This window comes from Limosilactobacillus caviae, assembly GCF_014635905.1.
GTDB lineage: Bacteria > Bacillota > Bacilli > Lactobacillales > Lactobacillaceae > Limosilactobacillus > Limosilactobacillus caviae.
Window position 1 is genome coordinate 53,092 of sequence record NZ_BMDS01000006.1, and the last position, 13,282, is coordinate 66,373.

Below are 13,282 nucleotides of genomic sequence, written 5' to 3' on the forward strand. Positions count from 1 at the left end.
ATTAAAAATTTAATCATGGTATAGTTGTCGATAGCTTACAAAATAAAAGTGGTGTCGTTGTTTCAATGGCACCACTTTTATTCTGAATAAATTTAAGAAAGGAATTATATCATGACAAAAGAAGTAAAGCGTATTATAATCGTAATTCTTTTTTGTGAATTTTTAATCTGCCTTGGGATGAGTCTTATCTTCCCAGTTGAACCATTCATCAAGAATGAATATCACTTTACTGCCTTTGACATGGGAGTAATGTCCTCATTATTTGCTTTTGTTCAATTCATTGCCTCACCTATTGTTGGTCGAATTTCGGATAAGCTTGGACGAAAGCCGATGCTGGTTTGGGGGCTGTTGATTTTTGCAATTGCCGAGTTTGTTTTTGCATTAGCACAGCATCTGTGGGTATTTGATTTATCACGGGCAGTTGATGGCTTATCAGCAGCGATGTTTGTGCCTACCTCTATGGCATTAGCAGCTGATATTACTAGTGAAAAAGATCGAGCCAAAGTTATTGGTTGGCTATCAGCTGCATTTAGCGGCGGCTTGATTTTAGGACCTGGACTTGGTGGAATGCTTGCTCATGTTAACTATAAGTTTCCATTTTGGATTGCGGGGATATTGGGCTTGATTAGTACGGTTATTGCTTGGCGGTTTTTACCTCGTGATGAGGACATCCTGATTAAGAGCGAGACGAAAAATCCCGAAAATGAATTGTTATCCAGTGGCTGGAATCAAATTAAACAGATAATGACACCAATGCTAATAACTCTTTTCGGAATGATCTTTGTTGCAGCATTTGGGCTTGCGGGTTTTGAAAGTATTTATAGCCTATACGTTAATGAAGTCCATAACTTTGATTTGAGCGCAATTGCCCTTGTCCTGACGTTAAATGGGATTATTTCGTTGATTTTACAAGTATTCTTCTTTGACCGTCTTGTGCGTTGGCTTGGCGAGGTGCGCTTAATGCGTTATAGCTTTTTCCTTAGTGTTATCGGAACTATTTTAGTGATTTATGACCATTCGCATTGGCATATTATTGTGGCAACATTGTTTGTCTTTGAAGCTTTTGACTTGCTGCGTCCTACGATTACAACACTGTTGACGAAGATGAGTACGGCTAATCAAGGTTTGCTCAACGGGATAAATATGTCATTAACGAGCGTGGGAAATATTATTGGGCCGCTGATTAGTGGATACTTATTAGATGTAAATTATCAATATCCTTATTGGTTTGTAACAGCCTTTTTAATTATTTCCTGGGTAATAACATTTGTTTTGGGAAGAGAAAGAAAATCAATGGTTAATAATTAGAATATTTTAGGGAGGTGTCAATGACGGGTTCATTGTTATTTTTAATTTTAATTGGTCTCGCAGTTGGGGTTTTTGTTATTTCGCTTGGTGGTGGCGGAGGAGCCATCTATCTTGGTGTTTTGACGGCAATTTTTCAATTACCGCCAGCAACTGCGGCCGCCACATCAATCGTGACAGCTTTGCCAGCCCTCATTTTAGGGTCTCTTGCGTATTATCGGCAGGGACTGATTAACTTTCAACTCGGTAATCGAATGATGCTTTCAGCAATACCGAGCATTATTGTTGGGTACTTAATATCACCGTTTATTCCGACTAAGCTTTATAAGGTTGTTATTGGCGCTATTTTAATCTTTTTAGGAGCGCAAATTATTTATAAGTTATATCACAATGCTCCTAAAAAGCAATCAACCGTTTCTCCACAAACTGCTAGTATTATTTATGGAGTTTTAGGAGGGCTGATGGTTGGAATTGCAGGGCTGAGTGGCGGCGGACCGATCACCGCAGGATTATTAATCTTAGGCGCCTCAATGGCAAATGCATCTGCCACATCGGCTTACGTTTTAGTGGGGATGTCAATCGTTGGGGCCTCACTGCATTTAATGGGTGGCTCAGTTGACTGGCATGCCGCTGGCGGTTTAATTATCGGGTCGCTGGCAGGATCTGTGCTTGCACCGCCAATTATTATTTGGTTAACTAAGAAACCGCAACGAGCATTTTATATCAAGTTATTTATGGGAATCTTCATTATTTTAATGGGGATCAAAACATTGTAAAGAAGGTAGGAAAAGACCAATTTATATGGTTTATTGTCCTATCTTCGTCGACGCGCGGTCAGCAGGTAAATAGCCACTGTGCTGAAACTTTAAAACAATTAAGAGGTTGGGAAGTCCCAACCTCTTTTTTATGAATCTTATTTATTATCTTTTAATTGCGCCTTTTTTAATGCATCTATAGTTGCGTCTTTAATTGCTCGACTAGTCGCAGATGCGCCCGTGACACCATCAACTTCTGCGCTGTTAGCAGCAATAATCTTACCGGGCAGCTCATTTAAAGCCCATTGTCCCATTTCGGATTCGTGGTGTTTAGTTACTTGTAGGTCTTGAATCTTATTGTCTTGATAGGTTAACAGGACTTCTAATTCACCGCCGTATGCACTAAAGCCGTTTCCAATATATTGATTTGCTTGCAATTTACTCATTTTACTTACTAACAACTCCCATTATTAAATTACATTACTTTGCCCGGTCTCACAAATAGCAAGTAGTGGGCATTTTTCGCATTTCGGCTTTCGTGAAGTACACATATACCGACCCCAGAATATCATACTATGATGAGCATCGAGCCAATGTTCAGGTGGAATAACTTCCATTAACTTCTTTTCAATTGTAAGAACGGTTGCTTTGGGTTCTACCATTCGTAAGCGGCGTGCAACCCGGCTGACATGCGTGTCGACCGGAAAGGCAGGAATATTAAAGCATTCAGCGAGCACCACATCTGCGACCTTACGACCAACGCCAGATAAACTCATCAGTTCTTTTAAGGTCTGTGGAACTTTGCCGTTAAAATCAGTAACAATTTGTTGTGAAGTTTTAACTAGAAAGCGGGCTTTATTACGATAAAGGCCCAGTTTCTTGATATAAGGCTCAACATCTTCCGGCTCAACGGCAGCTAAGTCAGCCGGTGATGGAAACCTTGCGAATAATGCTGGTGTTACTTCGTTGACAGACTGATCTGTTGATTGTGCGCTTAAAATTGTTGCAAGCAAAAAGTGGTAATTAGTGTCGGCGATTAGGGTTGTTCCGGCATCGGGATAAGTTTGGCGCATTATTGTTATGGCATAACGAATTTCTTCTGGTGAAAGCATGTAAAATCACTCTTTCGTATGTATTTATAATTATTTTAACTCTTATAACTGGATTAAGCGAAAAGGAATTACCTCATTTTTTTATCATAAAAGGATTATTTGCCAAGTTATAATCTAAAAAGCGACGAAAATAAAAGTTAAGGAAAGTAGGCAGCGTGTTTGTTTAAATAACGAAATCGCTTTCTTAAATTAATTTAAATAAACGATTGACCTCTTAATAGCACCTTGGTAAAATGTATTAAAGATTTTCTTATAATTCTAATCAAATTTTAATTATAAAACCAAAGGAGGATGATTATGAGTTTTTGGAAAACAATTACACGTAAAGAAGACCCGCGTGTTTATGACAGTAAAGACGGTCACCTAGTACGGTCTTTGAAGGTACGGGACTTTTTAGCTTTAGGTGTTGGAACGATTGTGTCCACTTCTATTTTCACTCTTCCTGGTGAAGTAGCTGCGATGCACACCGGCCCTTCTGTTGTTATCTCATTCTTGTTAGCAGCAATTGTTGCGGGTCTGGTTGCCTTTGCTTATGCTGAAATGGCAGCAGCAATGCCTTTCGCCGGTTCGGCATACTCATGGATTAACGTTGTGTTTGGCGAATTCTTTGGCTGGGTTGCTGGTTGGGCACTACTAGCTGAGTATTTCATCGCGCTTGCCTTCGTTGGATCAGGACTTTCGGCAAACTTCCGGGCATTATTTGCTCCGCTCGGTTGGAAACTACCAGCCTCGTTATCAAATGCCTTTGGAACAGAAGGCGGGGTTGTTGACCTGGTTTCAGTTGTAGTTATTGTTCTGGTTGCCTTGCTAATTTCTCGCGGGGTATCACGGGCAGCACGAGTTGAAAATCTACTTGTTGTTCTAAAAGTTTTTGCAATTTTACTATTTATTGTTGTTGGTTTAACGGCTTTGAAAGCAAGTAACTTTACACCATTCATTCCTGCTTACCGTGAAACAGCTAACGGGGCCTTTGGTGGCTGGCAAGGAATTTATGCTGGGGTCTCAATGATTTTCCTTTCATACATCGGTTTTGACTCAATTGCGGCTAACTCTGCTGAAGCAATCAATCCGCAAAAAACGATGCCACGAGGAATTCTTGGATCATTGGTAATCGCCGTAGTATTATTTGTTGCAGTTAGTCTTGTTCTTGTCGGGGTATTGCCATACCAAGAATATGCTAACAGCGCTGAACCAGTTGGTCTTGCTTTACGTGCAGCTCATCATGGTGGCGTTGCGACTGTTGTGCAAACGATTGCGGTTGTTGGTATGTTTACAGCTTTGATCGGAATGAGTATGGCTGGGTCACGGTTGATCTACTCGTTCGGTCGTGACGGTATGTTGCCAAAATGGCTTGGAAAGCTTGATGAAAGTAACCGACCAAACCGTGCATTATGGACGTTGACAATCGGGGCAGTGCTTATCGGAGCATTCTTCCCATTTGCATTCCTTTCTCAATTGATTTCTGCTGGTACCTTAATCGCCTTTATGTTTGTGTCACTCGGTGTATATGCCCTGCGTCGTCGTGAAGGTAAAGATATTCCAGAACCTTCATTTAAGATGCCATTCTACCCTGTATTGCCAGCACTTGGTTTCATTGCTTCATTCCTTGTTTTCATGGGACTTGATTACCAAGCAAAACTTTACGCTGGTATTTGGTTCATCTTCGGCTTAATTATTTACTTTGCTTATGGAATGCGTCACTCGACTATGGCAAAGAAAGAAGATGGACAAGATGAAAATGTTGAAGAAAACAAATAAAGAAGTTTTACAAAAAGAAGAGGCTGCATTTGCGACAGCAGCCCGGATTAAGTATTATGATATCGTTTTGGATCATGGTCAGGGGGCAACTGTTACTGACATTGAAGGCCATGATTATATTGACTTGCTTGCTAGTGCTAGTTCTACTAATACAGGGCATGCACATCCTCAAATTGTAAAAGCAATTCAAGAACAGGCAGCTAAGATGATTCAATACACGCCTGCTTACTTTGCTAATTCACAGGCAGCGCGCTTGGCTCCGCGATTAGCAGAACTAGCACCAATGAGTGGTCCTGTTGAGATGGTGTGGGGAAATTCCGGATCTGATGCCAATGATGCAATTATTAAATTTGCGCGGGCATATACAGGACGTCAATATATCGTTTCGTTTACAGGGGCTTACCATGGTTCAACGTATGGCTCCATGACGCTTTCGAGAGTTTCGTTAAATATGACCCGCAAGATGGGCCCAATGTTACCAGGGGTGGTAAAAGTACCATTTCCAAGTCCATGGGAGCGGCTTGTAGGTGAAACTGAAGAAGACTTTGTTGACCGGATGTTTGCTCAATTTATGTTACCTTTTGAAACTTATCTTCCGGCTGATGAAGTTGCGGCAATTCTGATTGAACCAATCCAAGGAGACGGCGGAATTGTCAAGACACCACCGGCTTATATGCGAAAGGTATACGAATTTGCAAAAGCTAATGGGATTGTTTTTGCGGTTGATGAAGTTAATCAAGGAATGGGTCGTACAGGAAACTGGTGGTCAATTCAACACTTTGGAATTGAACCTGACTTAATGTCTGTCGGGAAGTCCCTGGCTTCGGGAATGCCCCTCAGTGCGATGATTGGACGCAAAGAGATCCTTGAATCACTTGGCGCACCGGCTAATGTTTATACGACAGCTGGTAATCCAGTTACAACCGCAGCAGCCAATGCAACTTTGGATGTTATTCAAAATGAGCACCTGTTGGAACGTTCCCAACGCTTAGGAGCAAAAGCTGAAGAATTCTTCAAGCAAGAACAAGCAAAGTATTCTTTCGTTGGTGATGTAAGGATGTATGGCCTCGATGGCGGAATTGATATTGTTGATCCGGTAACTGGTGAAGGTGATTCAGACGCAACTACAAAATTAATGTATCGTATTTTTGAATTAGGAGCGATTATCATTAGTTTGCGGGGAAATATTCTGCGTTTCCAGCCACCACTGGTAATTACTGAAGAAGAACTAGATCGGGCGTTTGCAATGATCGACCAGGCTTTCTCAGAATTAGCTGCTGGTAAATTATCTGCACCAGCTAATGCAGAAGAACTTGGCTGGTAAAAAAGAGTAGGAAATAACAATCTTGTTGAGAAAGTTATTTTCTACTCTTTCTTGATTTAAATATCCTTTTTTCGATATACTACAAGTGCCATCTTAGCTCAGTTAGGTAGAGCACATCCATGGTAAGGATGAGGTCGGCGGTTCGAACCCGCTAGATGGCTTTATTGACGATCCTATTTTATAATTGTATTATTCTTATAGAATGTAAATGTGCAAAAAGATAAAGTGTGGTAACTTTATCAATTGCCATTAAAGAAGACCTTCCCTAACTTGGGAGGCCTTTTTTAGTTTGTCAAATGTTATAAGAGATATTTATCTGAAGTTTCAGCGTGAGTGTTATGGAAATTAGCTTCCCAATAACGCAGGAACATGAGAGCTTCCGGTTTCTTTTTATTTTGGAAACATTTCTTTTCGCAGCGAGGCATAGATTGGTTGACCCCCAAGTAAATTGCTAGTGATATAAGCAATAAACGTTAAAATTGTCATTGGTAAAATTTGGTCGACGGATCCGACCATCTCTGTTAATAAAGTAATTGCAGTAAAAGGTGCTTCTTCAATTGCGCCGAAGTAAGCTGCCATTGAGATAACTACAAAATTAAGGTAACATGCTGCAGGAATAATATTCTGGTGAATCATAACTACACCTACAATAGCGCCGATTAATGCTCCTAGAACAAGAATTGGCATGAAAATACCGCCGGGAACAGAAGCACCATAACTGATCATTGAAAAGCAAAACCGAATGATGAAGAAAGTGACGAAAAGACCTAAGAGGCTTGTGAGGTTGCTATTCTGGTCAAGGCCAGCGATATAAGCGATGAAGTCATGACTTCCGCCTAAGATTCGGGCATTCCACAATCCAATTGGAATTACGAGTAGTAACGGAATCGCGCTATGGTAAATCCGTGGTAACTTGATTTTACTGTACCACCATCGCAGGTTTAAGAGAGTATATTGGTAGCCAAAAGCAAGAAAACCAATTAAAATACCAAGGAAAATTAACCAGCTATAGCTATCTTTTGGCATGTTCGCGTGAACCGGAATATAGAGACAGGGGCGAACACCAAAAAATAGGATTGTTACAAAATCTGATGCAATTGCTGCAGCAAGAGCGGTGATGCAGCCTTGGGGATGAAAATCAAAGGTAATTTCTTCTAGAAGGAAGATAACCCCCGCCAACGGAGCACTGAATGCGGCTGAAAGACCTGCAGCGACACCGCATTCGAGGAGAAAACGTTTTTCTTCTTTACTTATCTTAAGTTTTTCTCCAAACAATTGACCAATACAAGCACCCATTTGGATACAGGGGCCTTCACGACCAAGGAAGAGACCAGGACAAATTGCTAATAGTCCCCCGACGAATTTACGCCATAAAACACTCCAGGCATTCATTTGGTGTTCATTTAACAACACTGCCTCGATTTGCGGTACCCCAGAACCAACTAAGTCTAATAAAGAGGACTTAAGGATTCTGCTAAGAATTAAAATAATTAAGACTGTAACTGCAATATAAGGAATGAGTAATTGGGGGTGCTGGGCCATCATCGGATAAATGACCATTAAAAATTTTAGTGTATGGTCAATAATCCAGCGAAAGATACTTACGAGGAAGCCGGTTAAAGCACCGACAACGATTGCTTTTCCAATTAATGAAATGAAAGCCATGGACATCGGTTTTGATAACACATCGCGGGCACGTTTGATGTTAGACTTACTGGTTGGCACGGCAATTCCTCCTTTCAAAAATTTGAGAATTATTTATCTTGTATTATACACGCCCCTCAATAATATTTCGTGTTGGTATGGTAAAATCAGAACTATATACATATTGCACAGTAATTAAAATTGGAGGAAAAGAAATGGAATTTATAGCAGTGCTAGCAGGGTTGCTGCTGGCTACACAAGTGGTAGCGCACCTATGTCGTCGAGTTGAGATACCCGAAGTAATTGGGCAGATTTTAGTGGGGATTATCGCAGGACCAGCTGTTCTTAATTGGGTTCATTTAAATTCGATGATGAATGAATTTCAGGAAATCGGGGTTATTATCTTGATGTTCATTGCTGGGTTGGAAAGTGATCTTTCCTTATTGAAAAAGTATTTAAAGCCAGCAGTTGTTGTGGCAGTCCTTGGGGTGATCATTCCAATCGTAATTATGGGACCGGTAAGCTATATGTTTGGCTTTACTAAGCTTGAATCACTCTTTATCGGTGTTATTTTTGCTACAACGTCTGTTAGTATCTCTGTTGCCGTTTTGCGTGAATTTAAGCGCCTGGATAGCAGGGAAGGGGCGACAGTTCTTGGAGCAGCGGTTGCTGATGATATTATTGGTGTTATTTTATTGAGTGTGATGATCAGTGTCATCAATGGTAGCAACAATAGTGGTCATGGTAGTGGTCAGCCATTAGGAATTGTTTTATTAATGCAGTTAGTATTCTTTGGCGGAACTTATTTACTGATTCGTTGGTTAGCTCCTTACCTTATCCACATGAGCGACCGACTACTAACAGTTGCTTCAACGTCCGTAATGGCTATGATTATCTGTTTAGGAATGGCAGCAATTGCTGATTACGTTGGTTTAAGCGGGGCGGTTGGTTCATTCTTTGCCGGAATCGCGGTTGCTAATACAAAACATAAAGAAGTTGTAGACCGGAGCTTTATTCCGATTGGATATGCAATGTTTATTCCACTGTTTTTCGTGAGCGTGGGGCTAAATATGCGTTTTGATAATATTAAAGAATCGATTGTCTTTGTAATTGTGATGACCATTCTTGCATGTTTAACAAAATTAATTGGCTGTGGCGCCGGGGCAAAGTTATCTGGTTTTAGTATGCCAAGCTCTTATGTTGTCGGTAGCGGAATGGTTGCCCGCGGTGAAATGGGATTAATCACGGCACAAATAGGTTATGAAGCGCATCTCCTGTCGTCGATGTACTATTCTGATGTTATTACTGTAATTATTGTTGCGACCGTCTTAGCACCGTTTATTCTAAAACATGCGTTAAAACGATCAGCAAATGAACTTGAATAAAGGGGACTTTTGATGGAAAATCATGAGCGAGAAATGGAGCAGGCACGAGTTGACAATGTTGAAAAACAAATCGATCAACAAGTTGCTGCGACTACTAAAGCGGTTGAAGATGCTCATCGTGAAACACGAGCAGTTGAACGTAACTATAGCGAAAATGCGTCCATTAACCGTTATGAAGTTGATGATATTGCCGAATCGCGGTCAATGATTGAACAGCAGCGACAATTGGTTTCACGGGCAGCGGAAAGTGAGTCAATTCTAAAACATCAATTAAGGACTTTAAAGAACTTGAAAGGCTCACCATATTTTGGACGAATTGATATTCAAGATCCTGGAGAAAAGCAGAGTGAGACTTTGTATATTGGGACCTCGTCACTGATGAACGATGATAAAACTGAATTCTTAATTTATGATTGGCGGGCCCCTATTTCAGGTGTTTACTACAATGGAACGCTTGGTAAGGTGAATTATGAGACGCCAGCGGGGACGCAAACGACTGAACTAAAAAAGAAGCGACAATTCACTATTAAAGACGGAAGAATTACTAACATGTTTGATACTAATGAAACGGTTGGCGATGAGGTGTTGCAAGCAGCGCTCGGTAAACAAAACGACCAGTACATGCATAATATTGTTGCAACAATCCAGAAAGAACAAAACGACATTATTCGTGATACGCGTAGTGATCTTCTGCTTGTACAAGGAGTAGCCGGTTCAGGAAAAACATCAGCGATCCTGCAAAGAATTGCATATTTGCTTTATCATAGCCGAACAGAATTGAACGCGGATCAAATTGTCCTTTTTAGTCCGAATAACTTATTTAGTCACTATATATCTGAAGTTTTACCAAGCCTTGGGGAACGAAACATGCGACAAGTGACGTTAGAAGGATTTATTAGGCGCCGCTTTGAAGGGTTGCAAGTTGAAACGTTATTTGAGCGGTATGAAGAACGGCAAAAACCTGATAATACGTCTCATGTTGTTGCTGATTTTATTGAGAGCGAATCCTTTATGCAAGCAATCGCACATTATGTTGAAAAAATGACAATTGATGACTTGCAGTTTGCTGATATTCATTTTAATGGCCAAGTATTCTTTTCTGCAGAGCACATTAAAGAACTTTATAAGGAATTGCCAAAAACAATGCCTTCAGCTGATAAGTTAGTCCAACTAAAAAATAAGCTAATTCGTGAATTGCAACGGCGCGTTAAAGATGAAGCTAAAAAAGATTGGGTAGCTAAAGAATTAGATTCGCTTGACCTGCAACAATTGCATAATTTGTATGGAAAGAAATCAATTGATGATTTTAAAAACGAAGATGAGCAGTATGCTTACTTGACACGCCGACTGGCTAAACGTCGCTTACGTGTTATTGCCGATGCTGTTTATAATAATTATTTCCTTGATTTCTATAATCAGTACAATAAATTTTTACATACTGTTGAAGTACCTGAGACTATCAGTCAGCGTGAATGGGCGACGATGATTCTTACCTTCCAAGACGAAATCGAATACCATCGTTTGGAACTGATGCACGCAGCCCCGTTGATGTATCTCCGTGATTTGATTTCTGGTTCAGGTCAGAATCGTTCTTTCCAGTATGTATTCATTGATGAGATGCAGGATTATTCCGCAGCAGTGTTAATCTACCTGAAACATGCATTTCCACAGGCTAAATTTACCGTACTTGGCGACAGTGAACAGGCGCTGTTTAAACCGTTGCAGTTACCGGAAGAGTTGTTAAATAAACTTAGCGGCGTACTAAAAGCTAAACGACCTAACTTAATTGCATTACGACGCAGCTACCGTTCAACGACTGAGATTACTGACTTTGCAAAGTCCCTGTTACCAGATGGCGATAAAATAATTTCGTTTACACGACACGGAAAGAAGCCGCGGTTATTAGTTCGCTATTCTGACGAAGAAAGCCAACAAAGCTTGCTGGATGAAACACGCAAACTTGCTAGTGAATATGAAACAGTAGCAATCTTAACTAAAAACCAAGAACAAGCGACTGCGGTTTATCAATTTTTACATCGGCAAAAAATTGAGGACCTGCACTTGCTAAATACTGACGACACTGAATTACCCAAGGGGATCCTTATCTTACCAATTTATTTAGCTAAGGGCCTTGAATTTGATGCAGTTTTGGCAGCAGACGTTTCTGCTAAAAACTTGGCTAATACGGATGAGGTCGGTATGATTTATACGATGGCATCTCGCGCAATGCACGAACTAGTTCTCCTGAGCAATGGGCCGGTTAGCGATGCAATAACTGAAAAGGCAGGACGGCTGCTTACAATTGAGTACCAATTGCCAAATAAAAATTAAACCTGTTTATTGACTAAAAACGCTTTCAAGAATAGCTGACTTATGATAATCTAAGGACTGTAGATATAGAAAAGGAGATGCTTCGCCATGGTTAAAGACGAATACACACTTGTACTAGTAAAGCCTGATGGGGTAAAGACCCGCCATATTGGAGATGTTATTACCCGAATTGAACGTAAGGGGTATAACATTGAGGCCCTTAAAATGATTGAACCATCAGAAGAAAAGCTCCGTCAGCATTATTTTGATAAAGTTGACAAGCCATTCTTCCCAGAACTTCTCGAATACATGACAGAAGGCCCGATTGTTGGAATCGTTGTTTCTGGTACTAATGTAATTCAGGCTATTCATAATATGGCAGGGGCTACTAATCCTGGTGAAGCTGAATGGGGTACTATTCGTGGTGATTATGGTCGTGAATGGCCAGATGGCAACTTGAGAAATATTATCCATACTTCAGATAATGTCGATAGTGCTACCCGTGAAATTGGGATTTGGTTCCCAGAATTTGATATTAAAGATAAGCAGTAATAATAAAAAATGATAAGAGGCTGAGAAAAATTTTTTCTCAGCCTCTTATCATTTATGTCTTTGAAATTTTCGTTGAGCAGCTAAGGTGTTTCGTTCCCAAAAAACACCATCAGTATAGCCTTGGATAGTTTGATTGTCTTTTACCTGATTAAGCCGATACTGTCCCCATACGCAATATAACATGCTTTGTTCAATCCCTAGATAATGACGATTAAGCTTAGCGGCGGTTACGAGACTTGAACCAGAACCAGCAAAGGGGTCAAAGATAAAGTCATTTGGATTAGAACTAGCAAGGATAATCTTAGCAAGAAGTTTTTCGGGTTTTTGTGTTGGATGACCAGTATTTTCGGGCATTGACCAATAAGGAATTGAAATATCATCCCAGAAATTAGAAGGCATTGTATCACGAAAATTGCCATTTTTAGTTGATTGCCAGTCTTTAGCCATGCCATCCTGCCGATATGGTGCGACTACTTGGCGGCGCTGTTTAACTTGATTAACATTAAAAGTGTAGTTATTAGCATTGACAGTTAAGAACCAAATATCTTCCATCCCGTTTTTCCAGTTTTTTTGTGAACCGCGTCCTTTTTCGCGTTGCCAGGTAATGCGGTTTTGAATGGTGAAATTTTGTTCTAATACGGGTGCAAGGGCGATACTAGTTGCCCAATCAGAAAAGACATAGATACTAGCATTGCTTTTTAATAATGGTTTTAAAAGATCAATCCACTTCTGGGTATATGCTTGGTACTGACTTGTAGACATTTTCTTAAAGTTTAAACCGTCATATTGCTTATTAAGGTTGTAGGGAGGGTCAATTAAGGCAAGGTCAACTTGCTGTAGTGCCAAATTATTCATCACCTTAAAGGAATCGCCATTAATAATTTTATCTTGGACTGCATGTAGGTCAGAATTATTAGGCTGTAGAATTTGGTTGAGCAATTCCGGTGAAGCTTCCTTTAGTGAAAAATCAATTGTTTTGTTTCTTTTTGAGCGCATACTAACCACTCCCGTTCGACGTTTAATATTATTATACTTGTCATATTCGGGATTGTCTTGCCTTTTTAGGGGTGATTGGATTAAAATTATAGATATTAAGTAACATGAGTTTTAGCGAGAGACGGTTGGTGTAAAGGTCTC

General features: G+C 40.3%; 11 protein-coding genes and 1 tRNA gene. 8 read left to right on the forward strand and 4 right to left on the reverse strand.

The features are described 5' to 3' along the window. The first annotated feature begins 111 nt into the window (after positions 1-111). Complete coding sequence (locus IEU90_RS08795) at positions 112-1,308, forward strand: MFS transporter (RefSeq protein ID WP_188358024.1); 1,197 nt, start codon at positions 112-114, stop codon at positions 1,306-1,308. Positions 1,309-1,328: 20 nt separating this feature from the next. Beyond that, entirely contained in the window at positions 1,329-2,081 is a 753-nt protein-coding gene (locus IEU90_RS08800; RefSeq protein WP_153710478.1) for a sulfite exporter TauE/SafE family protein, read from the forward strand. A 137-nt stretch (positions 2,082-2,218) separates the two neighbouring features. Here IEU90_RS08800 and IEU90_RS08805 read toward each other — a convergent pair whose 3' ends face one another. Next, positions 2,219-2,506, reverse strand: coding sequence for an FMN-binding protein (locus IEU90_RS08805; RefSeq protein WP_153710479.1), 288 nt, complete (start codon positions 2,504-2,506; stop codon positions 2,219-2,221). A gap of 24 nt (positions 2,507-2,530) precedes the next feature. Then, complete coding sequence (nth, locus tag IEU90_RS08810; RefSeq protein ID WP_153710480.1) at positions 2,531-3,172, reverse strand: endonuclease III; 642 nt, start codon at positions 3,170-3,172, stop codon at positions 2,531-2,533. Positions 3,173-3,469: 297 nt separating this feature from the next. Here nth and IEU90_RS08815 point away from each other — a divergent pair, with 297 nt between their 5' ends. The 3 genes from IEU90_RS08815 (at position 3,470) to IEU90_RS08825 (ending at position 6,415) form a co-directional block, all read left to right on the forward strand. Beyond that, positions 3,470-4,930 (forward strand): APC family permease, encoded by a 1,461-nt coding sequence (locus IEU90_RS08815; RefSeq protein ID WP_153710481.1) that lies wholly within the window; start codon positions 3,470-3,472, stop codon positions 4,928-4,930. Next, on the forward strand, positions 4,905-6,254 hold the full coding sequence (locus IEU90_RS08820) for an aspartate aminotransferase family protein (protein WP_371868227.1): 1,350 nt from the start codon (positions 4,905-4,907) through the stop codon (positions 6,252-6,254). Before IEU90_RS08815 ends, IEU90_RS08820 begins: the two co-directional genes overlap by 26 nt. An 87-nt stretch (positions 6,255-6,341) precedes the next feature. Then, positions 6,342-6,415, forward strand: a tRNA-Thr gene (locus tag IEU90_RS08825). A gap of 229 nt (positions 6,416-6,644) precedes the next feature. Here IEU90_RS08825 and IEU90_RS08830 read toward each other — a convergent pair. Next, entirely contained in the window at positions 6,645-7,919 is a 1,275-nt protein-coding gene (locus IEU90_RS08830; protein WP_225431327.1) for a ClC family H(+)/Cl(-) exchange transporter, read from the reverse strand. A 194-nt stretch (positions 7,920-8,113) separates the two neighbouring features. On the opposite strand from IEU90_RS08830, the gene IEU90_RS08835 reads away from it, so the two are divergent. The 3 genes from IEU90_RS08835 (at position 8,114) to ndk (ending at position 12,145) form a co-directional block, all read left to right on the forward strand. Next, a complete protein-coding gene (locus IEU90_RS08835) occupies positions 8,114-9,283 on the forward strand; it encodes a cation:proton antiporter (protein WP_153710483.1) in 1,170 nt (389 codons plus the stop codon). Between the two features lie 12 nt (positions 9,284-9,295). Then, positions 9,296-11,614, forward strand: coding sequence for an RNA polymerase recycling motor HelD (gene helD, locus IEU90_RS08840; RefSeq protein WP_188358026.1), 2,319 nt, complete (start codon positions 9,296-9,298; stop codon positions 11,612-11,614). Positions 11,615-11,701: 87 nt separating this feature from the next. Continuing rightward, on the forward strand, positions 11,702-12,145 hold the full coding sequence (gene ndk, locus IEU90_RS08845; protein WP_153710485.1) for a nucleoside-diphosphate kinase: 444 nt from the start codon (positions 11,702-11,704) through the stop codon (positions 12,143-12,145). A gap of 48 nt (positions 12,146-12,193) precedes the next feature. Here ndk and IEU90_RS08850 read toward each other — a convergent pair whose 3' ends face one another. Then, positions 12,194-13,141 (reverse strand): DNA-methyltransferase, encoded by a 948-nt coding sequence (locus IEU90_RS08850; protein ID WP_153710486.1) that lies wholly within the window; start codon positions 13,139-13,141, stop codon positions 12,194-12,196. Positions 13,142-13,282: the final 141 nt, after the last annotated feature.

Excerpts from the sequence above, each read along its gene's own strand:
- nth (WP_153710480.1), bottom strand. The coding sequence starts at position 3,172 with ATGCTTTCACCAGAAGAAATTCGTTATGCCATAACAATAATGCGCCAA.
- IEU90_RS08795 (WP_188358024.1), top strand. The coding sequence starts at position 112 with ATGACAAAAGAAGTAAAGCGTATTATAATCGTAATTCTTTTTTGTGAA.
- helD (WP_188358026.1), top strand. The coding sequence starts at position 9,296 with ATGGAAAATCATGAGCGAGAAATGGAGCAGGCACGAGTTGACAATGTT.
- IEU90_RS08800 (WP_153710478.1), top strand. The coding sequence starts at position 1,329 with ATGACGGGTTCATTGTTATTTTTAATTTTAATTGGTCTCGCAGTTGGG.
- IEU90_RS08850 (WP_153710486.1), bottom strand. The coding sequence starts at position 13,141 with ATGCGCTCAAAAAGAAACAAAACAATTGATTTTTCACTAAAGGAAGCT.
- IEU90_RS08815 (WP_153710481.1), top strand. The coding sequence starts at position 3,470 with ATGAGTTTTTGGAAAACAATTACACGTAAAGAAGACCCGCGTGTTTAT.
- IEU90_RS08805 (WP_153710479.1), bottom strand. The coding sequence starts at position 2,506 with ATGAGTAAATTGCAAGCAAATCAATATATTGGAAACGGCTTTAGTGCA.
- IEU90_RS08820 (WP_371868227.1), top strand. The coding sequence starts at position 4,905 with ATGAAAATGTTGAAGAAAACAAATAAAGAAGTTTTACAAAAAGAAGAG.
- IEU90_RS08830 (WP_225431327.1), bottom strand. The coding sequence starts at position 7,919 with ATGGCTTTCATTTCATTAATTGGAAAAGCAATCGTTGTCGGTGCTTTA.
- ndk (WP_153710485.1), top strand. The coding sequence starts at position 11,702 with ATGGTTAAAGACGAATACACACTTGTACTAGTAAAGCCTGATGGGGTA.
- IEU90_RS08835 (WP_153710483.1), top strand. The coding sequence starts at position 8,114 with ATGGAATTTATAGCAGTGCTAGCAGGGTTGCTGCTGGCTACACAAGTG.